Here is a 26,287-nt window from a genome sequence, read left to right as displayed (position 1 = left end):
GTCGTCGATGAAGATCTCGCAGGACATCCGCCGCGAACACGGCAGTACGAAGAGCGAGATCGACGCGGGCATGGAACAGAAGTCCAAGGAGTTTGCGGCGGCCGGCAGTCGGGTGTATCTGCCGATTGCCGACTGAGCGGTGGCCGCGTGGGCCTCTCATTCGTATCTCGAGAGGCCCACGTGGCTCCGCCGTCATCGGTCGTGACGGGCGTCGGCGGACATGGCCGGCGCCCGGCCTCGTCGGCTCGGCTCGCTTCGGCCGGGCTCACTCCGGCTTGTGCTCCGGTCCTCCGAAGTCCGGGCTTGTGAAGTCCGGGCTGGAGTAGCTGGGGCGCGGGCCGGCTGCGGGTCCGCCGTCCGGGCTGCTGAAGCCAGGGCGGTTGTAGCCGAGTTGAGGGATCCGGCTGGTCGGCGTGGGGCGGCTCGGCGGTGTCGGGCCGGGGCCGGACAGAGCGTCCCGGAGGAACGGCAGTATGCCGCGCTCCAGAAGCGCCTCGTGCCAGGCTTCCCTGGCCTCGTCGACCGCCTCGCTGTGCTCGTTGTACTCGTCGGCCTGGAGTGACGTGGAGCCGTTGCGCAGGGCGGTGAGCAGCAGACCCACCGCGGCGACCAGGATGGCGGCCGCCGTGATCGCGGTGAACACCCATCCGGTCGTCAGGAGGGTCCCTGCGAACGTCTCCCGGGGGTCGAGCGCCTTCAGGATGTAGCCGACGAGCAGGAAGATCACGGCTGCGGTTCCGGCGAGGACCGGGCTGAGCACGGCGACGACGGCGATCACGCCGGCACCGGCGGGCTCGGTGACCTCGCCCGTGGTGGTGGCGAGCCCCACGGCGCCCGAGCCGGACTCCGTGCGGCTTGCCTCGTCGCGTACGGGCGTGCTGGGCCGCGCGGGCTCGCGGAGCTCGTCACGGATCTTCACATAGTGCTGGTACTCGGTTGCGGCGGCCGCCGTGATCAGCGCCGTGGCATTGAGCGCCATGGTGCGCAGCTGCTCTGCGTTGAGCTGACGGCCCATGGCGGCCAGATCAGGGCGGTGTGGTGCGGAGCGCAGCGCCTCATCGAGGATCCGCTCGTACTCCTGGCGGTCCTCATTCAGCAGGTGCGGAGCGCTGTTCATGTGCATCCCCCGATGCTCCGTAGGGCTTGGGAGCTCGCAGGCTTGCGAGCCGTGGCAGAAACGGAGGGGAGCCTGCTACGGATAAACCGATGGTAGAGCGGCCACGGCTGGTGGTGACAGGGGGTTTCCGGAAATTGGGCCCGTGGCCAGAGCTGCCGCCGTTGCCGGACGCCTGCCCGGCAAACGGTCATTCATCCAGGGGGAGTTGGCAGACCAGCAGTTTTCCGGCCATGGTCACGCCGCCGTCCATGGCGATGGCCAGCCCGCCGGCGTAGACGTGCGGTCCCTCGACGAGCGGCCCCGTGCCGGTTTCGCCATCCTCCGAGCCGACCTCGCCGAGGAGGTACGGAATGGGGCTGTGGCCGTGCACGATGCGGGTGCCGCCGTAGGTGTCGAGAAGTTCACGCACGGCGCCGGCGCCTGTTTCGTCGTCTCGGAAGGCGAACCGCTTGGTGAACTTGCGGAAGAGGTCCCAGCATTCGTCGGCGTCGTTGCGGGTGAGGGTTTCGCGGACCGTGTCGTTGACCGCTTCGATGGAGTCGCCGTACTCGAGGTAGGCGGTGGTGTCGGAGTGCACCAGGAGATGGCCGTCCGCCTCTTCCATCGCGTCGAGGCGGGCCATCCACTGCAGATGGTGGTCCTGGAGGCGTTCCATGTCGGTCTTCTGGCCGCCGTTGAGCAGCCAGGCGGCCTGGAAAGTGGCGGTGCCCGCACCCGAGTTGACCGGGGTGTCGCCGAAGCGTTTGGCGCCGAGCAGCAGCAGTTCGTGGTTGCCCATGAGGGCCTTGCAGTAGCCGCCGGCGGCCGCGGCCTCGGCGGACAGCCGCATCACGAGGTCGATGACGCCGACACCGTCGGGCCCGCGGTCGGTGAAGTCGCCGAGGAACCACAGCCGTGTGTTGCCCGCGGACCAGTTGCCCTCGGCGTCGATGAGGCCCTTGTCCTGGAGCGCCGCGACCAGCTGGTCGAGGTAGCCGTGGACGTCGCCCACGACGTAGAGGGGGCCGAGACCTTCGGGGGTGTTCGGGTCGGCCGCCTGCTCCGGTGCGAGCGGCACCTGGAGGGTGTCTCCCTGGTTGATCACCGGGAGATCGCGCTGGGTCGGTGTGTAGCCCTCGGGCTCAGCGGTGCCTGTGGCCACGCCGGTGTGCTGCCCGGTCGGGGCGGCATTGTGCGCATACGGACCGGTCTCGTGGACGTACGCCGGAACGCGGAAGTCGCGCAGCGTCGCCGTCCGCACCTCGGGTCCCTGACCGGCCCCCTGAGTCATCGACCCCTCCACCACCATTGCGCCGCATCTGCACCGGTTCGGACTGCCTGGTCGCAGCTGCCCGCGGTGTCGTCCGCCCATCATAGGAATGCGGCTCGTTCTGTGTGATGACCCAGGGGTGGTGAATCGGCTTAGTACCCCGGTTCACCGAAGTTTTCTCCCGAATTGGGCAGGGGTTTCCCTGCAGGCCATGGCAGCCGAACGTTTCCCGTTCACCTGCCCGTACCGTGCTCCGCCCTGATCTATCCCGGGCCGGGGGAGCGGGGTGGGCTGACGATGGGGCGTGCCTGCCGTCGCTGGGAGGAGGTCCGCACGATGAGTTCTGTCGGTATCACCTGTTCGACCGGTTGGTCCGACTCGACGCCTTCGATGGCGTCGATGAGGAGTTGCACCACTGCGGTGCCGATGCGGCGCGGCTTGAGGGAGAGCGTGGTGATGGGCGGTTCCGTGTTGGCGTAGACGGACGACTCGCTGCAGCACACCAGCAGCAGATCGTCGGGTACGCGCAGGCCGTACCGGCGGGCCGCTGCCAGCAGATCGGTTCCGTTGGGGTCGAAGAGCCCGTAGACGGCGTCCGGCCGGTCGGGCCGGGCGAGCAGCCGGTCGGCGGCGACCGCTCCGGCGCACGGGTCATGGGCGGGGTAGGCCTCGTACACGGGGTCCTGACCGACTCGTTCGCACCAGTTCAGGTATGCGGTCGTGGACAGGTTGGTGTATGTGTCGGTGCTGGTGCCGGTGAGCAGCCCGATGCGGCGGGCTCCGGCGGCGGCGAGATGGTCGAGGATGCCGAGGACCGCGGCCTCGTGGTCGTTGTCCACCCAGGCGGTCACCGGCAGGGAGCCGGCCGGGCGTCCGTCGGAGACGACGGGCAGACCCTGGCGCACCAGTTCGCTGACGACCGGGTCGTGGTCGGACGGGTCGATGACGACGGTCCCGTCGAGCGCGACGTTCGACCAGACGTCGTGCCGGGAGGTGGCGGGGAGGATGACCAGCGCATAGCCACGGGCGAGCGCGGCTGAGGTCGCGGCTCTCGCCATCTCCGCGAAGTACGCGAACTCCGTGAAGGTGAAGGGCTCGTCTCCGTACGTCGTCACCGTCAGGCCGATGAGGCCCGACTTTCCGGTACGGAGCGTGCGGGCCGCGGCGGAGGGGCGATAACCCAGCCGGTCTGCGACCTCGCGGACATGGCGGCGTGTGGCGTCCGGTAGTCGGCCCTTGCCGTTCAGCGCGTCGGAGACGGTCGTGATGGAGACACCGGCGGCGGCGGCGACATCCCTGATGCCTGCTCTGCTCGTCCGGCTGCCTCGACGGGGGGTCTCCGCGCGGCTCACCTGGTGCTTCCCTGCTGCTGTCATGGCGAGCCGATAGTAGGGCTCATTCGGTGGGGTAGCGCGGGAGCATATGCGCCGTCCAACAGGCACGTTTCTGCATGGCGACGATGGGTCAGTTGCCTTAGAACGAAAGGAGAGTGAACGATTCGACAGAAGTACATCATCCGCCGGGGCCATTGGACCTGCCAAATGGTAGATGTTGCGATGCGGTCTCAACTCACCTTGACGGGGGATGCGCGCCACGGCGCGTACAGGAGGCGCGCGCTGTGTTGCGCGCGCCCCCGTCCCTCTCGCGAGCCCGATGACGCCCTGTCCGTACGCCCTTGACCGGGGGTTTGATGCGCACGGAAGGTCCAAGACCGCGGGCTGTCGCCCACCATTCGCAAGGGCGCCGAATCCTCATAGGGTGAGGAGTATTCGAACCTGGGTGTGACGAGGAGGACTGCGGTGAGCGAGACGAGCCCGAGGCTGCGTGCCGAGCTGGAGGGTATCCCCACGTACAAGCCGGGCAAGCCCGCCGCGGTCGGCGGACCCGTGGCATACAAGCTGTCCTCCAACGAGAACCCCTATCCGCCGCTGCCTGGCGTGATGGAGACGGCGATCGCCGCGGCCGGGTCCTTCAACCGCTACCCGGACATGGCGTGCACGGGCCTGATGAACGAACTGGCCGACCGGTTCGGCGTGCCCCTGTCGCATCTGGCCACCGGCACGGGCTCGGTCGGTGTCGCGCAGCAGCTGCTGCAGGCCACCTCCGGCCCCGGCGACGAGGTGATCTACGCCTGGCGGTCCTTCGAGGCGTACCCGATCATCACGCGGATCAGCGGTGCGACGCCGGTGCAGGTACCGCTGACGGAGGGCGAGGTGCACGACCTCGACGCGATGGCGGACGCCGTCACCGAGCGGACGCGGCTGATCTTCGTCTGCAACCCGAACAACCCGACCGGGACGGTGGTGCGCCGGGCCGAGCTCGAGCGCTTCCTCGACCGGGTACCGAGCAACGTGCTGGTGGTGCTGGACGAGGCGTACCGCGAGTTCATCCGTGATCCCGAGGTGCCGGACGGCGTCGAGATCTACCGGCAGCGGCCGAACGTGTGCGTGCTGCGCACGTTCTCCAAGGCGTACGGTCTGGCCGGGCTGCGGGTCGGTTTCGCCATCGCGCACGAGCCTGTGGCGGACGCGCTGCGCAAGACGGCGGTCCCGTTCGGTGTGAGCCAGCTCGCACAGGAGGCGGCCGTGGCGAGTCTGCGCGCCGAGGACGAGCTGCTGGGCCGGGTGGGCTGCATCGTCTGCGAGCGCAATCGCGTGGTCGAGGCGTTGCGGGCGCAGGACTGGGTGGTGCCCGAGACGCAGGCGAATTTCGTATGGCTGCGGCTGGGGGAGCGTACGGCCGACTTCGCGGCGGCGTGCGAGCAGGCCGGCGTGGTCGTGCGGCCGTTCCCGGGCGAGGGTGTGCGGGTCACGATCGGCGAGACCGAGGCGAACGACATCTTCGTGCACACGGCGGGGGCGTTCCGCAAGGATCACTGAGCGGCGTCCGCGTCCAGGTCAGCAGCGGGGCGCCACCGGGCCGCGGCCGCGCCCCGCTGCACGAGGCTCTTCTCCCTTGGGCCCCCTGCCTGCGTCCGCCGCGGGGGCTCCAGGCTCCTTTTCCCAGCTCGGAGGCAGTTCCCCGCAGTAAGGGCACCCCCCTGCCTGCGCTGTATGACGGTAGGCCATAATGCTTGTGAATGTGAACGCTTTCACAAGCCTGCCTGGTTGCTCCCGTTATGGGCGTGATCAAAGGGTCAGACTGCCGCTGTCACCACGGCACGTAAGGAGAAGTCGAGGTGGATCTCGCTCTGGCGCCGGAGACCCTGGCGCGATGGCAGTTCGGCATCACCACCGTCTACCACTTTCTCTTCGTCCCGCTGACGATCTCGCTCGCGGCGCTCACGGCGGGTCTGCAGACCGCCTGGGTGCGGACGGAGAAGGAGAAGTACCTCAGGGCCACCAAGTTCTGGGGCAAGCTCTTCCTGATCAATATCGCCATGGGTGTCGTGACCGGCATCGTGCAGGAGTTCCAGTTCGGCATGAACTGGTCCGACTACTCACGCTTCGTCGGTGACGTCTTCGGCGCCCCGCTCGCCTTCGAGGCGCTCATCGCGTTCTTCTTCGAGTCGACCTTCATCGGGTTGTGGATCTTCGGTTGGGACAAGCTGCCGAAGAAGATCCATCTCGCGTGCATCTGGATGGTCTCGATCGGCACGATCCTGTCGGCGTACTTCATCCTCGCGGCCAACTCCTGGATGCAGCACCCGGTCGGATACAAGATCAACGAGTCCACCGGCCGTGCCGAGCTGACGGACTTCTGGGTCGTGCTCACCCAGAACACCGCCCTCACGCAGGTGTTCCACTCGCTGTCGGCGGCCTTCCTCACGGGCGGCGCCTTCATGGTCGGCATCGCGGCCTTCCATCTGCTGCGCAAGAAGCACATATCCGAGATGAAGACCTCGCTGCGCCTCGGGCTGGTCACCGTCGTCATCGGCGGAATGCTCACCGCCGTCAGCGGCGACTTCCTCGGCAAGGTCATGTACGAACAGCAGCCGATGAAGATGGCCGCGGCAGAGGCGCTCTGGGACGGCGAGGGCCCGGCGCCCTTCTCCGTGTTCGCGTACGGCGACGTGGACGAGGGCCACAACAAGGTCGCCATCGAGATTCCGGGACTGCTGTCCTTCCTGGCCAAGAGCGACTTCACCTCGTACGTCCCCGGCATCAACGACGTCAACAAGGCCGAACAGGAGAAGTACGGACCCGGCGACTACCGGCCCAACATCCCCGTCGCCTACTGGGGCTTCCGGTGGATGATCGGCTTCGGTATGGCGTCGTTCGCCATCGGTCTCGTCGGGCTCTGGCTGAGCCGCAAGAAGTTCATGCTGCCGGGGCATCTGCGGGTGGGCGATGACGAAGTGCCGCATCTGGTGCCGTTCGCGAAGCCGCTCGGCCCGAAGCTCACCACCTGGTACTGGCGCATCGCGGTCTGGACGCTGGCCTTTCCGCTGATCGCCAACGCCTGGGGCTGGATCTTCACCGAGATGGGACGCCAGCCGTGGGTCGTGTACGGCCTGTTCCAGACCCGAGACGCGGTCTCCCCCGGTGTGTCGCAGGGCGAGATCCTCACCTCGATGATCGTCTTCACGCTGCTCTACGCGGTGCTCGCCGTCGTCGAGGTCAAGCTGCTCGTGAAGTACGTCAAGGCCGGACCGCCCGAGCTCACGGAGGCCGACCTCAACCCGCCCACAAGGATCGGCGGCGACAGCCGTGACGCCGACAAGCCGATGGCCTTCTCCTACTGAGGCCGAGGGAGCGCTCAAGGCATGGAACTCCACGACGTCTGGTTCGTACTGATCGCCGTCCTCTGGATCGGCTACTTCTTCCTCGAGGGATTCGACTTCGGGGTGGGGATTCTGACGAAGCTGCTGGCCCGCGACAGGGCCGAGAAGCGGGTGCTGATCAACACCATCGGGCCCGTGTGGGACGGCAACGAGGTGTGGCTGATCTCGGCGGTCGGCGCGACCTTCGCCGCCTTCCCCGAGTGGTACGCGACGCTCCTCTCCGGCTTCTATCTGCCGGTGCTCGTCATCCTGGTCTGCCTGATCGTGCGCGGGGTCGCCTTCGAGTACCGGCACAAGCGGGACGAGGAGCGGTGGCAGCGCAACTGGGAGAACGCGATCTTCTGGACCTCTCTCGTCCTGGCGGTGCTCTGGGGCGTGATCTTCGGCAACATCGTGCGCGGCCTGAAGATCGATGCGGACCTGGAGTACGCCGGCAGCCTCTGGGACCTCTTCAACCCGTACGCGGTTCTGGGCGGCCTGGTGACGCTGGCGCTGTTCACTTTCCACGGTGCGGTGTTCACGGGGCTGAAGACCGTCGGGGACATCCGGGAGCGGGCAGGGCAGCTTGCGCAGCGGCTCGGCCTTGTGACCGTCGCTCTCGTGGCCGTCTTCCTGCTCTGGACCCAGGTCCACCGGGGCAACAGCGAAAGCCTCGTGGCGATGGTGCTGGCAGTGGCAGCGCTGGTCGGAGCGATCGGCGCGGTCCGTGCCGGGCGCGAGGGCTGGTCGTTCGCGCTGTCGGGCGTCACGATCGTCGCGGCCGTCGCGATGCTGTTCCTGGCGCTGTTCCCCAACGTCATGCCGTCCTCGCTCAACGCGGACTGGAGCCTCACGGTCACCAACGCCTCGTCGGCTCCGTACACCCTGAAGATCATCACCTGGTGTGCGGCGATCGCGACGCCGCTGGTCCTGCTCTACCAAGGCTGGACCTACTGGGTGTTCCGCAAGCGGATCGGTACGCAGCACATCGCGGACGCACACTGACCCCGTGAGGGGTCGTCACACCAGGAGGGTGTGTTTCACGTGAAACCGATCGACCCGCGCCTGCTCAGGTACGCCCGGGCCACTCGCCTCTTCCTCGTCGCCGTGGTGCTCCTCGGGGTCGTCGGCGCTGGGCTGGTCGTCGCCCAGGCGATGCTCATCGCCGAGGTGGTGGTCGGGGCCTTCCAGCAGGGCCTGGGCGCCGCCGATCTGCGAACGCCGCTGCTGTTGCTGGCGGCGGTGGCGGTGGGGCGCGGGATCGTCGGCTGGCTGACCGAGCTGGCCGCGCACCGGGCGAGTGCGGCGGTCAAGTCGGAGCTGCGCGGCAGGTTGCTGGAGCGGGCGGGTGAGCTCGGCCCGGGGTGGCTCAGCGGTCAGCGGACCGGGTCCTTGGTCGCGCTCGCCACGCGGGGCGTGGATGCGCTCGACGACTACTTCTCGCGCTATCTGCCGCAGTTGGGGCTCGCCGTGGTGGTGCCGGTCGCGGTGCTCGCGCGCATCGTGACCGAGGACTGGGTGTCGGCGGCGATCATCGTCGGCACGCTACCGCTGATCCCGGTCTTCATGGTGCTCATCGGCTGGGCCACGCAGTCCCATATGGACCGTCAATGGAGGCTGCTGTCCCGGCTGTCCGGTCACTTCCTTGATGTGGTCGCCGGGCTGCCCACGCTGAAGGTGTTCGGGCGGGCCAAGGCGCAGGCCGAGTCGATCCGGCGCATCACGGACGAGTACCGGCGGGCGACGATGCGGACGCTGCGTATCGCCTTCCTGTCGTCGTTCGCCCTGGAACTGCTTGCGACGATCTCCGTTGCGCTGGTGGCGGTGACCATCGGCATGCGGCTCGTGCACGGCGAGATGGATCTGTACATCGGTCTGGTGATCCTGGTGCTCGCTCCCGAGGCGTATCTCCCGGTACGGCAGGTGGGCGCGCAGTACCACGCGGCGGCAGAAGGGCTGTCCGCCGCCGAGGAGATCTTCGAGGTACTCGAGACGCCGGTGCCGGCCACCGGGGCGGGTGCCGTGCCGGAGGGGCCGATCAGCTTCGAGCGGGTGACGGTCCGGTACACGGGCCGGTCCTCTGCGGCGGTCGCCGATGCCTCGCTCTCGGTTGCGGAGGGCGAGACCGTGGCGCTCGTCGGGCCGAGCGGCGTGGGCAAGTCGACGTTGCTGAACGTGCTGCTGGGCTTCGTGAAGCCCGCCGAGGGCCGGGTGTGCGTCGGCGGCACGGACCTCTCGGAGATATCCCGGGAGGCATGGCACGAGCGGATCGCCTGGGTGCCGCAGCGTCCGCACCTGTACGCCGCATCGATCGCCGAGAACGTACGGCTGGCGCGGCCCGACGCCGACGACGAGGCGGTTGTGCGTGCCTTGCGCGATGCGGGGGCGTACGACTTCGTGGCCGCGCTGCCGGACGGGGTGGACACGGTGCTCGGCGAGGACGGTGCCGGGCTGTCGGCCGGACAGCGGCAGCGGCTCGCGCTGGCCCGCGCCTTCCTGGCCGACCGGCCGGTCCTGCTCCTTGACGAGCCGACCGCCTCGCTGGACGGGGCGACCGAGGCCGAAGTGGTGGACGCGGTACGGCGGTTGGCGGTCGGGCGGACGGTGCTGCTGGTGGTCCACCGGCCCGCGCTGCTCGCGGTCACTGATCGGATCGTGCGACTGGAGGCCGCGGGAGGCGAGGACGGGATCCGTGCTGTGGGGGCGGCGCCCGGTGCTCGTGGGATTCGCCCAGCGGGGGCGGCCTCCGGCGCTCTCCTGGTCTCCCCCGCCCGCACGGTCCGTACGGATGCCGACCTGCCCTCCGGAAGCGGCCCTGACGGCTCACGCGGCCCCACCGCGGTGGACGCTCACACGGGAGGAGCCGAGCCGTCGGGGGAGGCCGCGGCAGAAGGGCGCGTCGCCCGGTCCGGCCGGGCGCTTGCCCGCGTACGCGCCCTCGCCGGTGCCCGGCGCGGGGGGCTCGGACTCGCCCTGCTGCTCGGCAGTCTGGCGCTGGGGAGTGCCGTAGGGCTCATGGCCACCTCCGGGTGGCTGATCTCGCGAGCGTCGCAGCACCCACCCGTGCTGTACCTGATGGTCGCGGTGACGGCCACGCGCGCGTTCGGCATCGGGCGGGCCGTCTTCCGGTACGCCGAGCGGCTCGTGTCGCACGACGCCGTGCTGCGGATGCTGGCCGACACCCGGGTCGCGGTCTACCGCCGTCTGGAGCGGCTCGCGCCCGCGGGCCTGCGGAACGCGCGCCGCGGGGACCTGCTGTCACGGCTGGTCGCCGACGTGGACGCGCTGCAGGACTACTGGCTGCGGTGGCTGCTGCCGGCCGGTGCGGCGCTCGTCGTCAGCGCCCTCTCCGTCGGCTTCACCGCGTGGCTGCTGCCCGAGGCCGGCGTCGCCCTCGCGATCGGCCTGCTGGTGGCCGGGGTCGGCGTTCCCTTGGTGAGCGGGGCCGTCGCGCGGCGGGCGGAGCGCAGGCTCGCCCCCGCTCGCGGAGTGCTCGCGACACGGGTCACAGACCTACTCGCCGGGACGGCCGAACTGACCGTCGCCGGTGCGCTGCCCGCCCGTACCGCCGAGGCGAAGCGGGCCGACACCGTGCTGACGCGGATCGCCTCCCGTGCGGCCACCGCCACCGCCCTCGGCAACGGCCTGTCCGCGCTGGCCTCCGGGCTGACCGTCACAGCCACCGCCCTTGCCGGCGTCCAGGCCGTCCACGAGGGGCGGCTCAGCGGAGTGGCGCTGGCGGTCGTCGTGCTCACCCCGCTGGCCGCCTTCGAGGCCGTGCTCGGGCTTCCGCTGGCCGTGCAGTACCGGCAGCGGGTGCAGAAGAGCGCCGAGCGGGTGCACGAGGTGCTGGACGCTCCCCTGCCCGTACAGGAGCCGGAGCAGCCGCTGGAGGCGCCGGAGACGCCCTTCCCGCTGCGCGTCACCGGGCTGCGCGCCCGCTACCCCGGTCAGCACCGCGACGCGCTCGCGGGCCTCGACCTGACCCTGGAGCAGGGACGCAGGATCGCCGTCGTCGGGCCGTCCGGATCCGGTAAGACGACGCTGGCGCAGGTGCTGCTGCGGTTTCTCGACCCGCGGGAGGGTGCGTACACGCTCGGCGGTACGGACGCCTGCGCAATGGACGGCGACGCCGTGCGGCGCTTCGTCGGACTGTGCGCGCAGGACGCGCATCTCTTCGACAGCTCGGTACGGGAGAACCTGCTGCTGGCCCGCAAGGACGCGACCGAGGCCGAGCTGCGCGAGGCCCTCGCGCGGGTCCGACTGCTCGACTGGGCCGACGCACTGCCCGACGGGCTGGACACCTTCGTCGGCGAGCACGGCGCCCGACTGTCCGGAGGGCAGCGGCAGCGGCTCGCGCTGGCCCGCGCGCTCCTCGCCGACTTCCCCGTCCTCGTACTGGACGAGCCCGCCGAACACCTCGACCTTCCGACGGCCGACGCGCTGACCGCCGATCTCCTCGCCGCGACGGAGGGCAGGACGACGCTGCTGATCACCCACCGGCTGGCCGGTCTGGAGGCGGTGGACGAAGTGATCGTGCTGGACCAGGGGCGTCCGGTGCAGCGCGGCGCGTTCGCGGCGCTGGCCGCGGTGGACGGCCCGCTGCGCCGGATACGCGAGCGGGAGGCCGCGACGGACGGGCTGGTGACGGCGGGCTGCTGACGGCGGTCTGGTGACGGCGTGCCGACTGACAGGCCGGCCGCTGAGGGCGCTGCCGACTTTCCGCCGCGAAAGGTACAAATTAGGCTCGTGGCATGGCAGCAGCAGCCACGCCCGGCCCAGCGCCGGATCCCCACGGCGGGCCGACGCCGGGCGGGGGCGCCGCACCGTCGGCCCGAAGTCTGCAAGGGCTGTCACCGGAGCTGACCGCACGGTTGCCGCAGCTGCTGGAGGCCATGCGGTCCGTCGGCACAGGACTGGAGCTGCACAACACGCTGGACCGCATCTGCGAGACCGCCGCCCACCTGGCGGACGCCCGCTACGCAGCTCTCGGCGTCGTCGACGAGGACGGCAAGGGGCTGGCGGACTTCGTCTACTACGGCGTCGACGAGGTCACGGCCTCGCTGATCGGCCGGTTGCCCGACGGGCAGAGAGGGCTGCTCGGCGCGCTCATCCACCAGCCGGAGCCGGTGCTGCTGGCGGATCTCACCGCCGATCCGCGCTCCTACGGCTTTCCGCCCCACCATCCGCCGATGCGGTCCTTCCTCGGCGTTCCCGTCCGCGTCCAGGAGGAGATCTTCGGCAACCTCTATCTGGCCGAGAAACGCGGCGGGCGCGAGTTCAGCGTCCACGACCGCGACATGGTCCGTGTGCTCGCCACCGAGGCGGGCATCGCGATCGGCAACGCCCGGCTCTACGACGCCGCCAAGCAGCGCGAGCGCTGGATCGACGGCTCTGTCGCCGTGACCACCGCGCTGCTGTCGGGCGGCGATGCCGAGGACGCGCTGCAGGTCGTCGCCGAACAGGCCCGCCGGCTGTCCGGCTCGGCGGCCGGGATCGTGTCGCTGCCCGCGGACGAGGGCGGACTGGAGATCGTCGCTGTCTCCTCGGAGCACGCATCGGGCCTCCTGGGGGCGGTCGTCCCGCCGGAGAGCAGAGCCGTCGCCGAACTCCTGGACGGCAAGGCCGTGTTCGTGGACGACGCGGCCACCGACCCGCGCTTGATCACCGATCTGTCCCGCGACTACGGGCCCATGATGATGCTGCCGCTGCAGAGTGGCGGCCGAGTCCTGGGCGGTCTTGTCACGCCACGCGCGCGTGGCGCCCGGCCGTTCACCGAGTCGGAGCGGACTCTGGCCACCCAGTTCGCCTCGCAGGCCGCCCTCGCGCTGATGATGGCGGAGGCGCAGCGCGACCGGGAGCGGCTCGCGGTGTACGAGGACCGGGACCGGATCGCCCGGGATCTGCACGACCTCGTCATCCAGCGGCTGTTCGCCACCGGGATGATGCTGGAGAGCGCCCAGCGCAGGTCCGTCGTGCCCGAGGTACAGGACGGAGTCAGCAAGGCGGTCGACGAACTGGACGTCACGATCCAGGAGATCCGCACCGCGATCTTCGCCCTGCAGCAGGGCCCGGCCGAAGCTCCGTCGAGCCTGCGCACGCGCATGCTGCGCGAGATCAACATGGCGGCCGTGCCGCTCGGCTTCACACCCTCGTACCGCTTCACCGGCCCCGTCGACGCGGTGGTCGGCGAGATGACCGGCAAGAACCTCATCGCGGCGCTGCGCGAGGCGCTCTCCAACGCGTTCCGGCACGCCGGGGCCTCGCGTATCGAGGTCGTCGTCGATGCCGGTGTGAGGCTGCCGGACGGGCGGCAGGGCGTACGCCTGACCGTCTCGGACGACGGCGTCGGCATCCCGGAAGACGGCCGCCGCAGCGGCCTGAAGAACCTTAAACGGCGGGCGCAGTCGCTGGGCGGGGACAGCTGGCACGGGCCGGGCATCGGCGAGGACGGGGGCGGCACGACGCTGGTGTGGCAGGCCGCCTGCTGAGCTGCCTTTCCGGGGCTTTGGGCCGAGTGGGTGGCCGGAGGCCTGTTCGGCGGAACGGGCCTGGTCCGTACGGGTCATCGGTCCCCCCTCGTGTACGCGTTGCACCGGTATGTCCCCGTATGTGCGGACAACGATCCGACGCATGCGCCCAACTTTCTGTCGCCCGCAACTCGTGCCTGTACTGCTGTGCGCCTCGCTCGCTCTCGCAGCCGTGCCCGCCACGGCATCGCCGGACCCCGGCGGCACGGGTGCCTTGGGGGGCCTGAGCGCCGGGGCCGAGGTGGCACAGCTGTACGAGGACGCGTCCGTGGCTGCCCAGCAGTACGAGACGACCCGGCGCGCGGCGAAGGCGCAGGAGGCCAGGGTCCGCAAGCTCGAGAGGCTGCTCGCCCGGGAACGGCGGGACATCGCGGTCCTGCACGGAGACCTCGGCCGCATCGCACGCACCCAGTACCGCGAGGGTGGAGGCCTTCCGCGCACCGCGCAGCTGCTGCTCGCGGACAGCCCCGAGGATCTGATCCGTGGCCAGCAGGCCGTCTGGCAGGCGGATCTGGCTGTCAACAACGCGGTCTCGAAGAGCCAAAGAGCGGAGGCGCGGCTGTCGGCCGACGAGAAGAAGGCGGCCGAGGCCTGGCGCGTCCTCGCCGAACGGAACAGCAAGATGGGTGAGTTGAAGCGGAGCATCGCGCAGAAGCTCGAACGCGCGCTGTGGAAGCTTCAGGGTGAGGCCGACCGGTCGGCTGCGGCGGGCAAGTGCCCCAAAGCCGCACGGCTGAAGCAGCAGAAAACGCGCACCACGCGCGCGTGGGTCGCGCCGGTGAAGTCGTACAGACTCTCCGCCGGCTTCGACAGCGTCGGTGCGCACTGGGCGCACCGGCACACCGGGCAGGACTTCGCCGTGCCCATCGGCACTCCGGTACGCGCGGCCGGGGCAGGCCGGGTGGTGAACGTGTCGTGCGGCGGCGCCTTCGGCATCGAGGTCGTCGTACAGCACTCCGGCGGCTACTTCACGCAGTACGCGCACCTTGCCGGCGTCACCGTCGCCGAGGGGCAGCGGGTGCGGGCGGGGCAGTGGGTCGGGCAGTCGGGCACGACCGGCAACTCGACCGGGCCGCACCTGCACTTCGAGGTGCGGCTCACCCCGGACTACGGCTCCGCGGTGGATCCGAGGCGGTGGCTGAAGGAGCGGGGAGTGCGCATGCGGCCGTGAGGGCCGAACGGTGCCCTACGCCTGGCTCTACAGCCTGGCCAGGATCCCCTCGATGACGATCGCCACGCCGTCCTCGTTGTTGGCCACCGTGTGGCCGGATGCGACGGCGACCACGTCCGGATGAGCGTTCCCCATGGCGTACGAGGTGCCCGCCCAGGTGAGCATCTCCACGTCGTTCGGCATGTCGCCGAAGGCCACGACCTCCTGCGGTGTGATGCCGCGCTCCGCGCAGCACAGGGCCAGCGTGCTGGCCTTGGAGACCCCGGGGCCGCTGATCTCCAACAGGGCGCTCGGGCTGGAGCGCGTGATCGCCGCCTTGTCGGCCGCGTGCGCACGGGCCAGCGTCAGGAACTCGTCCGGGGCCATCGTCGGGTGGTGCGCGAGCAGCTTCAGCACGGGCTGGTCCGCCACGTCGGAGTCCTCGGCCAGCAGCTTCTCGGCGGGGGCCACGCTCTCGCCGGGGTCCAGATGCAGGGGCGGATATGTCGGTTCGTGGTGCAGACCGCCGGTCCGCTCGACGGCGAACGAGGTGCCGGGGGCGGCGGCGCGCAGCGTGTGCACCACGTCGAGAGCGCTCGCCGGCTCGAGAGCGCGGATCTTGACGAAGCGGTGGCTGCCGGGGCCACCGTGCAGATCGACCACCGCCGCGCCATTGCCGCAGATGGCGAGGCCGTGACCGTGGACGTGGTCGCTGACGACGTCCATCCAGCGTGCGGGGCGGCCGGTGACGAAGAAGACCTCGATCCCGGCGGCCTCGGCGGCGGCGAGAGCGGCGATGGTGCGCTCGGAGACGGATTTGTCGTCCCGCAGCAGGGTGCCGTCGAGGTCTGTGGCGATCAGCCGAGGCGGTACGGAGGAGGCCGGGGTCCGGGGCCGTGCGGTCGCTGAGGTCACGACCCCAGTGTCCCGCATATGCCAGCACGGCCGTGCGGTGGGGCGCACATCTGAGTACTTCTGGCCCCTGGCTGTCTCGTCTCCCTCAGCTGCGCCCGTCGAGCTGCTGGACGGCCTCCGTCGCGATCCGTTCGAAGACCTTCTGGTCGGCTGCGAAATCCGAGTCCGGAATGGGCCAGTGGATCACGATCTCGGTGAAGCCCAGTGCCGCATGGTTGCCCGCGAAGTCCACGAAGGCGTCGAAGGAGTCCAGCGGACGGTCCGGAGTGAACCCGGTGAGCAGGATCTTGTCGAGTTCCGCGACATCGCGGCCCAGCGTCTCGCAGGCGGCGCCGAGCTTCTCGACCTGGCCGCGAATGGCTTGAATCGACTGCTCGGGGGTGCCCGTTTCGAACAGCTTCGGGTCACCTGTCGTCACCCATGCCTGGCCGTGGCGCGCGGCGAGCTTCAGTCCGCGCGGGCCGGTGGCGGCCACCGCGAAGGGCAGCCGGGGCCGCTGGACGCAGCCCGGTATGTTGCGGGCCTCGGACGCGGAGTAGAAGTCCCCGTCGTACGACACGCCGTCCGTACCGTCCTCGGTGAGCAGCGTGTCCAGGAGCTGTACGAATTCGGCGAAACGGTCCGCCCGCTCGCGCGGCGACCACGGCTCCTGGCCCAGGGCGGTGGCGTCGAAGCCCGTGCCGCCCGCGCCGACGCCGAGCGTGATCCGGCCGTTCGACACATCGTCGAGCGAGATCAGGTCCTTGGCGAGTGTCACCGGGTGCCGGAAGTTCGGGGATGTGACGAGCGTGCCCAGGCGCAGCCGCTCGGTGACGGCCGCGGCGGCGGTCAGCGTCGGCACCGCGCCGAACCACGGCCCGTCCCGGAAGGTGCGCCAGGAGAGGTGGTCGTAGGTGTACGCGGTGTGGAAGCCCAGCTCCTCCGCAAGCTGCCAGGTGGCGCGGGCGCCCTGGTGCCATCGGCGGTACGGAAGGATCACTGTGCTCAGACGCAGACTCATGCCTCAGAGCGTAAGCGGCCGCGGAGCGTGAGTGCTGCCCGCGTCGTGTGCGGGAGCAGGACGGCAGTCGAGGAGGCGGCCGGCGCCGGCAGGGCAGCGATGCAGGTCGTCGATCGTCGGTCGGTTCGGTCGGTTTGGTCGGTTCGGTCGTCGCTTGGTTCGGTCGTCGGTCGGTTCGGTCGGTTCGGTCGTCGGTTGGTTCGGTTGTCGGTTGTCGATCGTCGGTCCTCGGTCGTCAGTGCGGCGCCGGAAACCGCAGGTACTCCGGGGGTACCGCCGCGGTCAGCCACACGCCGTTGGCGCTGACGCGGAGCACGTGTCCGTCGCGGTGCATGGCCCCCGCGTCGACGGAGAGCACGACGGGGTGGCCGCGGCGCGCACCTACCCGTGTCGCGGTCTCGCGGTCGGCGGAGAGGTGCACGTCGTGGCGGTTCATAGGCCGCAGGCCCTCGGCGCGGATCGCGGGCAGATGGCGGGCGACGGTGCCGTGGAAGAGATACGCGGGCGGGGTCGCCTGGGGCAGCCCCAGGTCGACGTCCACGGAGTGCCCCTGGCTGGCGCGGATCCGGGTGCCCTCGATCGCGAAGCGTCGTTTGTCGTTGACGGCGACCACATGGTCGAGCTCGTCCCGCGTGAAGCGGAAGCCGTGCGCGGCGGCAGCGGCGATCAGGGTGTCGATCTCGATCCAGCCGCCCTCGTCGAGAGTGAGCCCGATCCTCTCCGGCTGATGCCGCAGGTGCTTCGCCAGGTACTTCGACACCTTCACTGTGCGTCTTTCGTCCATCCGGCCAGCGTGCCCGTCGGGCGCGCCGGCGCGCACTCGGTTTTGACCCGCCCTTTTCGGGTCGGATGTTTGATCCACAGGCAACTGCGTTATCCACAGGGGAAATTGGAGACTCTGTGGACAACCGACTGAGGAATCAGGTGATTTGAGCAACTTGACAGCTGTTTTGGATACTTTGCCCATAGAGAGACCCAAGATCACTGAGTCGTATGTCTTGTTCACGTGGCCGGGGGTGTTGATGTTGGTCGACGCCAAGCCAATCAAGCAGATGTCCCTGAGCGTTGGTCAACGGATCTGCCGGAGCGGCAAGTTCGGTTCGACCATCGCCGTTCGAGGTTCAGCCGGTATAGTCGGAATTGCAAACTATGCACAGAATGAACACGATATGCCCAACTGATTCCTCAACTCACCTCGGTGAGACCTGAGGGGGACCCCTACGGGCCCGTAATACCGAAGTCGGACCACGGGACAACCCCCTGGTCTGACGCCCGCTGTTGTGTGCGCCACTACCTTCGAGGCGTGACTGTGATCGTGACCGAAAGCCTGAGCAAGCGGTTCCCCAGGGTGACCGCGCTTGACCGGCTCTCCATGGATATCGGGCCTGGTGTGACCGGACTCGTCGGAGCCAATGGAGCCGGCAAGTCCACACTGATCAAGATCCTTTTGGGTCTTTCCCCCGCCACCGAGGGCCGCGCCGAGGTGCTCGGCCTCGACGTGGCGACCAAGGGAGCCGCCATCCGCGAGCGCGTCGGCTATATGCCGGAGCACGACTGCCTGCCGCCCGACGTCTCTGCCACCGAGTTCGTCGTCCACATGGCGCGCATGTCGGGGCTGCCGCCGACCGCAGCCCGCGAGCGAACGGCGGACACGCTGCGCCACGTCGGCCTGTACGAGGAGCGCTACCGCCCCATCGGGGGCTACTCGACCGGTATGAAGCAGCGCGTCAAGCTCGCCCAAGCGCTCGTACACGACCCCCAGTTGGTGTTCCTGGACGAGCCGACCAACGGCCTCGACCCGGTCGGCCGTGACGACATGCTCGGCCTGATCCGGCGCGTCCACACCGACTTCGGCATCTCGGTCCTCGTCACCTCGCATCTGCTGGGCGAGTTGGAGCGCACCTGCGACCACGTCGTCGTCGTCGACGGCGGCAAGTTGCTGCGCTCCAGCTCCACCACGGACTTCACGCAGACGACGACGACACTCGCGATCGAGGTCACCGACACCGACGAACACCCGGACGGCACACGCGCGTTGCGTGACGCGCTGCACGCGCGCGGGGTGACCACCGACGCCGGAGGCGGTCTGCCGGGCGCCGGGCACACGCTGCTGCTCACGACCGAGGGCGAGGACACGTACGACCTCGTGCGCGACCTCGTCGCCGATCTGGGCCTCGGCCTCGTCCGCATGGAACAGCGCAGGCACCACATCGCAGAGGTCTTCCGGCCGGACCAGGCCAGGCATCAGGACACGGACACTGACGGGCAGAGGAAGGAGGCGGTCCACCATGGCGGTTGAGCAGACCCTCACGGGCGCCGGTGAGCAGACCCGGATCCACAACATCGGCTACCGCAACTACGACGGCCCCCGCCTGGGCCGTGCCTACGCCCGCCGTTCGCTCTTCTCGCAGTCCCTGCGCGGTGCGTACGGACTCGGCCGCTCGGCCAAGTCCAAGGTGCTGCCCATGCTGCTCTTCGGGGTGATGTGCGCACCGGCGGCGATCATGGTCGCGGTCACGGTCACGACCAAGCTCAAGGACCTGCCGCTCGACTACACGCGCTACGCGATCGTGATGCAGGCCGTCATCGGTCTCTACATCGCCTCCCAGGGGCCGCAGTCCGTCTCGCGCGATCTGCGCTTCAAGACGGTCCCCCTCTACTTCTCGCGTCCTATCGAACGCGGCGACTACGTCCTCGCCAAGTACGGTGCGATGGCCTCCGCCATGTTCATCCTCACGGCAGCGCCGCTGCTCGTGCTCTACATCGGGGCGCTGCTGGCCAAACTTGACTACTCGGATCAGACAGAGGGCTTCCTGCAGGGGTTGGTCTCGGTGGCGCTGCTGTCGCTGCTCTTCGCCGGAATCGGCCTCGTCATCTCGGCGGTCACACCCCGCCGGGGCTTCGGCATCGCGGCCGTGATCGCCGTCCTGACCATCTCGTACGGCGCGGTCTCCACTCTCCAGGCCATCGCGCACGCACAGGGCAGCGACGGTGCGGTGGTGAGCTGGATCGGGCTCTTCTCGCCGGTCACGCTCATCGACGGCGTGCAGACGGCTTTCCTGGGCGCCACCTCCGCCTTCCCCGGAGGGGAAGGCCCCTCGACCGGCGCGGGCGTCGTCTACCTGCTCGTCGTCCTGGGACTCATCGCCGGCTGCTACGGGATCCTGATGCGCCGCTACCGAAAGGTCGGACTGTAGTGACCACGATCGACATCGACCACGCCTCGCGCTGGTTCGGCAACGTGGTGGCCGTCAACGACGTCACGATGACCGTCGGCCCCGGCGTCACCGGACTCCTCGGCCCCAACGGCGCCGGCAAGTCCACACTCATCAACATGATGGGCGGCTTCCTGGCCCCCTCCACCGGCTCCGTCACCCTCGACGGCCGGCCGATCTGGCGCAACGAGCAGATCTACAAGAACATCGGCATCGTTCCCGAGCGCGAAGCCATGTACGACTTCCTCACGGGCCGCGAATTCGTCGTCGCCAACGCCGAGTTGCACGGCCTGGACGCACGGGCCGCCCAACGGGCGCTCGCCACGGTCGAGATGGAGTACGCGCAGGACCGCAAGATCTCCACGTACAGCAAGGGCATGCGGCAGCGCGTCAAGATGGCGTCCGCGCTCGTCCACGAGCCGTCCGTGCTGCTGCTGGACGAGCCCTTCAACGGAATGGACCCGCGCCAGCGCATGCAGCTGATGGACCTGCTGCGGCGCATGGGCGACGAGGGACGCACCGTCCTCTTCTCATCCCACATCCTCGAGGAGGTCGAGCAACTCGCCTCCCACATCGAGGTGATCGTCGCCGGACGGCATGCGGCGAGCGGCGACTTCCGCAAGATCCGCCGCCTGATGACCGACCGCCCCCACCGCTATCTGGTGCGCTCCAGCGACGACCGCGCACTCGCGGCCGCGCTGATCGCCGATCCGTCGACCGCGGGCATCGAAGTGGACGTGACCGAGGGCGCGTTGCGTATCCAGGCCGTTGACTTCGGCCGGTTCACGGCACTGCTTCCGCGGGTGGCCAGGGACCACGGCATCCGGCTGCTGACGGTCTCGCCGTCCGACGAGTCCCTCGAGTCCGTCTTCTCGTATCTTGTCGCGGCGTAGGAGGCCGAAGATGTACGACCCCACTGTCGCCCGGCTCACCTACCGGGCCCTGCTCGGCCGCCGCCGCGCCCTCATCCTCTTCGCGCTGCCCGCCCTGCTGATCGTGATCGCCGGGGCGGTGCGCGCCCTCACCGGCGCCGACGACCAGGTCGCCTCGGACGTACTCGGCGGGTTCGCGCTCGCCACGATGGTGCCGATCATCGGCGTCATCGCCGGCACCGGAGCGATCGGTCCCGAGATCGACGACGGCTCGGTGGTCTATCTGCTCGCCAAGCCCGTCAAGCGGCCCACGATCATCTTCACCAAGCTGATCGTCGCCATCGCCGTGACGATGGTCTTCTCCGCGATCCCCACGTTCGTCGCCGGGCTGATCCTCAACGGCAACGGTCAGCAGATCGCCGTCGCCTACACGGTCGCGGCGCTGGTCGCCTCCATCGCGTACGCCGCGCTCTTCCTGCTGCTCGGCACGGTCACCCGCCACGCGGTGGTCTTCGGACTCGTCTACGCCCTCGTCTGGGAGGCCCTTTTCGGATCCCTCGTGGCCGGAGCGCGCACGCTCAGCGTTCAGCAGTGGTCGCTCGCGGTGGCCCAGAAAGTCGCCGGCGGAGAGCTGGTCACCTCGGACGTCGGACTGCCGCTCGCGACGGTCCTGCTGGCGGGCGTCACCGTGGCGGCCACCTGGTACGCGGGACAGAAGCTGCGGACGCTGACGCTGGCCGGGGAGGAGTGACCGGGCACGCGATGCCGGTTCCGCGATCTTGATGGCGCTTTCACCCTCCTGCCCGGACACTGGGCGGGAGGCGAGCGCTTCCGCCGTGGAGGAAGGAGTCACGATGGCATCGGAACCGAAGCCCGAGGGTGCTACGCCGGGCGAGGGGTGGGACGACATCGTCCTCGACGATGAGTTCATACGGTCCGCCGAGACGGCCGAACCCTCCGCGCGTGCCCGTATGCTCGCCGCCCGCTGGCGCAAGCGGCCCCCTGAGCCGGAGCCCTGGCGCAGCGACGAGCCTCCGGCGGGCTGGTTCTGGAGCCGGGCGCGGCGTCGTAGGTGGCGCAAGGGGTAGGCGTCCGTCCGGAAATAATCGGTGGCGCCCAACTTCTCGTACCGGCAGAGTAGTTGTGTCCACGACGCCGCCACCGGCGCCATCTTCTGGGAGAGGAGCGCGACGATGTCCATCAGTAGTCCGTCGAGCTCCCGACAGGGCAGCCCGCGGCGGGCTCCGGAGTAGTCACTGCACTCCGTGGAGCCGCCGCGTGGGCGCTGTCCGGGGCGGCCGCTTCGAGCGCGCGGATTCGTTCGCGCGGGCCGCCCACCCGGAGGATTGGCCGAGAGGTAAGGCACCGGCTTGCGCTGTGTTCGATCAGAAGCGAGTCGTGGTCGGGGTTGCCCCCGCGCGCGTTCGATCCGCGCATCCTCCGCGAGACGCTTCGCTGTGATTGGGCGGGGTTCTCTGTTGTCCTGGTGGACCTCGTACGTCGGGTTGCTGTACGTCGTGGGCTGTGCCCACCCGTTCCGCCCCTGCGGAACGCCTGCCCACAGCGGGAGCCCCGCGCCCAAAGCGGGAGCGGCTGCTGCTCGCCGACTACGCCAGCAGGCGCTCCAGGACTACGGCGATGCCGTCCGTCTCGTTCGACGTCGTTTCCTCGTCCGCTACTGCCTTCAGTTCCTCGTGGGCGTTGGCCATGGCTACGCCGTGGGAAGACCAGGCGAACATCGGGATGTCGTTGGGCATGTCGCCGAAGGCGATCGTGTCCGCGGCCTTGGCGCCCAGCCGCCGGGCGGCCAAGGAGAGGCCCGTCGCCTTCGTGAGGCCCAAGGGGAGCAGCTCGACGATGCCTTCGCCGGCCATCGTCACGCCCACCAGGTCGCCCGCGGTCCGCAGAGCCACCGAGGCGAGCTCGTCGTCGGTGAGCCCAGGGTGCTGGATGTACAGCTTGTTCAGCGGCGCCGACCACACGTCGGCAATATCGGTGAACGGCACGTACGGCAGTGGTCCGTCGTGCACCTGGTAGCCGGGCCCGACGAGCACCTGCCCCTCGATGCCGTCGCGGCTCGCGGCCAGCGCCAGCGGGCCGACCTCCGCCTCGATCTTCGCCAGCGCCAGTCCCGCGAGCTGGCGGTCCAGGGTCACCGAGGTGAGCAGACGGTGCTCGCCCGCGTGGTAGACCTGCGCGCCCTGGCCGCACACCGCGAGGCCCTCGTAGCCGAGGTCGTCGAGGATGTGCCGGGTCCAGGGCACGGCCCGGCCGGTGACGACGATGTGGGCGGCGCCCGCCGCGGTGACCGCGGTGAGCGCCTCACGCGTGCGCGCCGACACCGTCTCGTCGGAGCGCAGCAACGTTCCGTCGAGATCGGTGGCGACCAGCTTGTAGGGGAAGGGGGCGGCGGAGTGGGCAGCGGAAGCGCTCACTTGGCGACCGGCTCCAGAAGCTCTCGTCCGCCGAGATACGGACGCAGCACCTCCGGGACCCGCACGGAACCGTCGGCCTGCTGGTGGTTCTCCAGGATCGCGACGATCGTCCGCGGTACGGCGCACAGCGTGCCGTTGAGCGTCGCCAGCGGACGGATCTGCTTGCCGTCGCGTACGCGGATCGACAGGCGGCGGGACTGGAACTCCGTGCAGTCCGACGTCGACGTCAGTTCGCGGTACTTGCCCTGCGTCGGGATCCAGGCCTCGCAGTCGAACTTGCGGGCGGCCGAGGAGCCCAGGTCACCGGTGGCCACGTCGATCACGCGGAACGGCAGCTCCAGCGAGGTCAACCACTGCTTCTCCCACTCGAGGAGACGCTGGTGCTCGGCCTCCGAGTCCTCCGGCGCGACGTACGAGAACATCTCGACCTTGTCGAACTGGTGGACGCGGAAGATCCCGCGGGTGTCCTTGCCGTGCGAGCCGGCCTCGCGGCGGAAGCAGGGCGAGAAGCCCGCGTAGCGCAGGGGCAGCCGGTCGGCGTCGATGATCTCGTCCATGTGGTACGCGGCGAGCGGCACCTCGGACGTGCCGACCAGGTAGAGGTCGTCATCGTCCAGGTGGTAGACGTCCTGCGCGGCCTGGCCGAGGAAGCCGGTGCCGGCCATCGACTGCGGGCGAACCAGCGCGGGGGTGAGCATCGGCGTGAAGCCGGCCGCGGTGGCCTGGGCGATCGCCGCGTTCACCAGGGCGAGCTCGAGCAGCGCGCCCACACCGGTGAGGAAGTAGAAGCGCGAGCCGGAGACCTTGGCGCCGCGCTCCACGTCGATGGCGCCGAGCGTCGTGCCGAGCTCCAGGTGGTCCTTGGGCTCGAAGCCCTCCGCCGTGAAGTCGCGGATGGTGCCGAGCTCCTCCAGGACCCTGAAGTCCTCCTCGCCGCCGACGGGGACGTCGGGGTGCACGAGGTTGCCGAGCTTGAGCAGCAGCTCCTGGGTCTCGGCGGCGGCCTGGTCCCGCTCGGCGTCGGCCGCCTTGACGGCGGCGGCGAGCTCGCCCGCCTTCTTCAGCAGCTCCTGCTTCTCGTCGCCGGAGGCCTTGGGGATGAGCTTGCCGAGCGACTTCTGCTCGGAGCGCAGCTCGTCGAAGCGGACGCCGGACGACCTGCGCCGCTCGTCGGCGGAGAGCAGGGCGTCGACGAGCTCGACGTCCTCTCCACGGGCGCGCTGGGAGGCGCGAACACGGTCGGGGTCCTCACGAAGCAGGCGAAGGTCAATCACACCGCAAGGCTACCGGTGTGCGGTTCCCGCTCACGAACCGATATCTAGGTATGCGCGTTATGAGCGATATGCCGGAATGGGAATTCCGGCAGGGCCTGGCGGATGGGCGCCGGGGAAGCGACATCGCAGCGTACCGTCAATAAAAGGGGTGCGATTCCCCGAATCGGGGCACAGGTGATGCGCCGTCTTGACTCGACTCCCTTGCGGTGGGCGGCAATTGGGGCTCGTTTTCCACAGGAGTCCACGCCGAGAAAAGTTATCCACAGCCTGTGTGCAAGATCTGTGGATGGCGGAAGTGATCATTCCGAAAGCCGCAACTGGGGCGATGGATTCCCGGCTCAAACCGCCTCTGACCCCACTTTCGGGTGGAAATGGTTCGCCCCAAAGAGTTGATCAAGTGAAACGGGTGGACGAGGGGTGGTGTGCCCGATGCTGGAGGGACTTGGCGGTCAAGGGCCGATTTGTCGACTGTGTCGTATGTATCGCACTTCGTTGTCGACTTGTCCCCAGGTCGAGAAGCCAACCTGTGGATAACTCCTGTGGATGTGGAAAATCTGCAGGTAGGACCGTAGGTGGTACCGGTGGATAACTCATCGGTAGCGGCCGTGGCGCAGAGCGCGAGGAGCCGCTACGGATGGGGGCGGGTGGATGCGACGGCGGACGTGACCGGACGCGACGGCGGATGCGACCTCACGTGACGGCGGATGCGACACGCATCGGCCCCTGGGGCGGCTTCGGAGCCAGCGGCTGGGGCCGCGAGATGGGCAGCGGCGCTTGCGACGGATGCAACCGATGCAACGAACCCGTCAGAACCGCCCGTCGCGGCAGCGCGTCAGCCAGTCCGAGGCCTCCGCGAAGTCGCCGTCGGACGTCCCGGGCCGAAGCGCCCGCACGTCCTGGGGCGAGACGTCGGCCTGGGGATAAGAGCCGAGGAACCGCACCTTCAGGCAGATGCGCTTGAGCCCCATGAGGGCCTCGCCGACCCGTGGGTCCGAGACGTGCCCCTCGGCGTCGATCGCGAAGCAGTAACTCCCGATGCCCTCGCCGGTCGGACGGGACTGGAGCAGCACCAGGTTGACCCCGCGTACCGCGAACTCCTGGAGCAGTTCCAGCAGTGCACCGGGGTGGTCGTCGCGCTGCCAGATGACCACCGACGTCTTGTCCGCGCCGGTCGGGGCAGCGGGCCGGGCGGGGCGGCCGACCAGCACGAAGCGGGTCTGCGCGTTCGCCGCGTCGTGGATCTCGGTGACCAGCGGCTCCAGGCCATACGTCGCCGCCGCGAACTCGCCCGCGAAGGCCGCGTCGTAGCGGCCCTCCTGCACCAGCCGCGCGCCGTCGGCGTTCGACGCGGACGACTCCCACACGGCGTCCGGAAGATTCGCCGCCAGCCAGTTGCGGACCTGCGTCTGCGCGGCCGGGTGCGCGGTCACCGTCTTGATGTCGGCCAGCTGTGTGCCGGGCCTGACCAGCAGCGCGAAGGTGATCGGAAGCAGCACCTCGCGGTAGATCATCAGCGGCTCGCCCGCGATGAGCTCGTCGAGGGTCGTGGTGATGCCGCCCTCCACGGAGTTCTCGATCGGCACGAGCGCGGCTGCGGCCTCGCCTGCGCGTACGGCGTCGAGAGCCGCGGACACGCTCACCATGGGCACGAGCTCCCGCGTGGCGGCTTCCGGGAGCTTGCGGAGTGCGGCCTCGGTAAAGGTGCCGGCCGGGCCGAGGTACGTGTAGCGGGTGGCGGACATACGGTCACCCTAATGCCCGCGGGCACTGCGGCTTCCTCGTGCCGCCCGGGTACCGGCACTGCCGCGCCCTCCCCCGGTCCCGTCCG

The 26,287-nt window shown here is 69.5% G+C and carries 21 protein-coding genes and 1 tRNA gene; 13 read left to right on the top strand and 9 right to left on the bottom strand.

Translation table 11 applies throughout. The features are described from left to right. Positions 1–7: 7 nt before the first annotated feature. Positions 8–136, top strand: a complete 129-nt coding sequence (locus tag ACSMXV_RS21630; RefSeq protein WP_473179238.1) for a hypothetical protein — start codon at positions 8–10, stop codon at positions 134–136. A 129-nt stretch (positions 137–265) separates the two neighbouring features. On the opposite strand, the gene ACSMXV_RS21625 is transcribed toward ACSMXV_RS21630, so the two are convergent. From ACSMXV_RS21625 to ACSMXV_RS21615, 3 genes are all read right to left on the bottom strand, one after another. Continuing rightward, on the bottom strand, positions 266–1,123 hold the full coding sequence (locus tag ACSMXV_RS21625; RefSeq protein WP_473172982.1) for a hypothetical protein: 858 nt from the start codon (positions 1,121–1,123) through the stop codon (positions 266–268). 181 nt (positions 1,124–1,304) lie between these two features. Then, the gene (locus ACSMXV_RS21620) at positions 1,305–2,387 is read right to left on the bottom strand and encodes a metallophosphoesterase (RefSeq protein WP_473172981.1); all 1,083 of its coding nucleotides are present in this window, start codon (positions 2,385–2,387) and stop codon (positions 1,305–1,307) included. 242 nt (positions 2,388–2,629) lie between these two features. Next, the gene (locus ACSMXV_RS21615; protein ID WP_473172980.1) at positions 2,630–3,742 is read right to left on the bottom strand and encodes a LacI family DNA-binding transcriptional regulator; all 1,113 of its coding nucleotides are present in this window, start codon (positions 3,740–3,742) and stop codon (positions 2,630–2,632) included. Positions 3,743–4,165: 423 nt separating this feature from the next. Here ACSMXV_RS21615 and hisC point away from each other — a divergent pair, with 423 nt between their 5' ends. The 6 genes from hisC to ACSMXV_RS21585 all read left to right on the top strand — a co-directional run bounded on the left by hisC (position 4,166) and on the right by ACSMXV_RS21585 (position 14,769). Continuing rightward, positions 4,166–5,245 (top strand): histidinol-phosphate transaminase, encoded by a 1,080-nt coding sequence (gene hisC, locus ACSMXV_RS21610; RefSeq protein ID WP_473172979.1) that lies wholly within the window; start codon positions 4,166–4,168, stop codon positions 5,243–5,245. 299 nt (positions 5,246–5,544) lie between these two features. Next, positions 5,545–7,050, top strand: a complete 1,506-nt coding sequence (locus ACSMXV_RS21605; RefSeq protein WP_473172978.1) for a cytochrome ubiquinol oxidase subunit I — start codon at positions 5,545–5,547, stop codon at positions 7,048–7,050. Positions 7,051–7,071: 21 nt separating this feature from the next. Further along, on the top strand, positions 7,072–8,073 hold the full coding sequence (gene cydB, locus ACSMXV_RS21600) for a cytochrome d ubiquinol oxidase subunit II (protein WP_473172977.1): 1,002 nt from the start codon (positions 7,072–7,074) through the stop codon (positions 8,071–8,073). A 30-nt stretch (positions 8,074–8,103) separates the two neighbouring features. Beyond that, positions 8,104–11,730 carry a thiol reductant ABC exporter subunit CydD gene (gene cydD / locus ACSMXV_RS21595; RefSeq protein WP_473172976.1) on the top strand — a complete coding sequence of 1,209 codons (3,627 nt, stop codon included), beginning with the start codon at positions 8,104–8,106 and terminating at the stop codon, positions 11,728–11,730. A gap of 92 nt (positions 11,731–11,822) precedes the next feature. After that, positions 11,823–13,559, top strand: a complete 1,737-nt coding sequence (locus tag ACSMXV_RS21590; RefSeq protein WP_473172975.1) for a sensor histidine kinase — start codon at positions 11,823–11,825, stop codon at positions 13,557–13,559. 142 nt (positions 13,560–13,701) lie between these two features. Further along, positions 13,702–14,769 carry a M23 family metallopeptidase gene (locus ACSMXV_RS21585; RefSeq protein WP_473172974.1) on the top strand — a complete coding sequence of 356 codons (1,068 nt, stop codon included), beginning with the start codon at positions 13,702–13,704 and terminating at the stop codon, positions 14,767–14,769. A 27-nt stretch (positions 14,770–14,796) separates the two neighbouring features. Here ACSMXV_RS21585 and ACSMXV_RS21580 read toward each other — a convergent pair whose 3' ends face one another. The 3 genes from ACSMXV_RS21580 to ACSMXV_RS21570 all read right to left on the bottom strand — a co-directional run bounded on the left by ACSMXV_RS21580 (position 14,797) and on the right by ACSMXV_RS21570 (position 17,447). Next, complete coding sequence (locus tag ACSMXV_RS21580) at positions 14,797–15,681, bottom strand: HAD hydrolase family protein (protein ID WP_473172973.1); 885 nt, start codon at positions 15,679–15,681, stop codon at positions 14,797–14,799. Positions 15,682–15,748: 67 nt separating this feature from the next. Next, positions 15,749–16,663, bottom strand: a complete 915-nt coding sequence (locus tag ACSMXV_RS21575) for an LLM class flavin-dependent oxidoreductase (RefSeq protein WP_473172972.1) — start codon at positions 16,661–16,663, stop codon at positions 15,749–15,751. A 235-nt stretch (positions 16,664–16,898) separates the two neighbouring features. Beyond that, positions 16,899–17,447, bottom strand: a complete 549-nt coding sequence (locus ACSMXV_RS21570; RefSeq protein ID WP_473172971.1) for an RNA 2'-phosphotransferase — start codon at positions 17,445–17,447, stop codon at positions 16,899–16,901. A 525-nt stretch (positions 17,448–17,972) separates the two neighbouring features. Between ACSMXV_RS21570 and ACSMXV_RS21565 the strand changes: the two genes are divergently transcribed. From ACSMXV_RS21565 to ACSMXV_RS21540, 6 genes are all read left to right on the top strand, one after another. After that, positions 17,973–18,962, top strand: a complete 990-nt coding sequence (locus ACSMXV_RS21565) for an ABC transporter ATP-binding protein (protein ID WP_473179022.1) — start codon at positions 17,973–17,975, stop codon at positions 18,960–18,962. Continuing rightward, positions 18,952–19,860: an ABC transporter permease gene (locus ACSMXV_RS21560; protein WP_473172970.1), complete on the top strand. Its 909-nt coding sequence runs from the start codon at positions 18,952–18,954 to the stop codon at positions 19,858–19,860. The genes ACSMXV_RS21565 and ACSMXV_RS21560 overlap by 11 nt, the downstream gene beginning before the upstream one ends. Then, positions 19,860–20,771 (top strand): ABC transporter ATP-binding protein, encoded by a 912-nt coding sequence (locus tag ACSMXV_RS21555; RefSeq protein WP_473172969.1) that lies wholly within the window; start codon positions 19,860–19,862, stop codon positions 20,769–20,771. Before ACSMXV_RS21560 ends, ACSMXV_RS21555 begins: the two co-directional genes overlap by 1 nt. 10 nt (positions 20,772–20,781) lie before the next feature. Further along, complete coding sequence (locus tag ACSMXV_RS21550) at positions 20,782–21,501, top strand: ABC transporter permease (RefSeq protein WP_473172968.1); 720 nt, start codon at positions 20,782–20,784, stop codon at positions 21,499–21,501. A gap of 103 nt (positions 21,502–21,604) precedes the next feature. Next, positions 21,605–21,838, top strand: coding sequence for an SGM_3592 family protein (locus ACSMXV_RS21545; protein WP_473172967.1), 234 nt, complete (start codon positions 21,605–21,607; stop codon positions 21,836–21,838). Between the two features lie 252 nt (positions 21,839–22,090). Continuing rightward, positions 22,091–22,193 (top strand) — tRNA-OTHER (locus ACSMXV_RS21540). Between the two features lie 164 nt (positions 22,194–22,357). Here ACSMXV_RS21540 and ACSMXV_RS21535 read toward each other — a convergent pair. From ACSMXV_RS21535 to pheA, 3 genes are all read right to left on the bottom strand, one after another. Next, positions 22,358–23,185 carry an HAD family hydrolase gene (locus ACSMXV_RS21535; RefSeq protein WP_473172966.1) on the bottom strand — a complete coding sequence of 276 codons (828 nt, stop codon included), beginning with the start codon at positions 23,183–23,185 and terminating at the stop codon, positions 22,358–22,360. After that, positions 23,182–24,459 (bottom strand): serine--tRNA ligase, encoded by a 1,278-nt coding sequence (gene serS, locus ACSMXV_RS21530; RefSeq protein ID WP_473172965.1) that lies wholly within the window; start codon positions 24,457–24,459, stop codon positions 23,182–23,184. The genes ACSMXV_RS21535 and serS overlap by 4 nt, the downstream gene beginning before the upstream one ends. Positions 24,460–25,265: 806 nt before the next feature. After that, positions 25,266–26,201, bottom strand: coding sequence for a prephenate dehydratase (gene pheA / locus ACSMXV_RS21525; RefSeq protein WP_181864735.1), 936 nt, complete (start codon positions 26,199–26,201; stop codon positions 25,266–25,268). Between the last annotated feature and the right edge of the window lie 86 nt (positions 26,202–26,287).

The organism is Streptomyces sp. DSM 42067 (genome assembly GCF_055792885.1).
The sequence above is the reverse complement of the archived record's forward strand: the minus strand, read 5'-3'. Positions and strand labels throughout refer to the sequence as shown.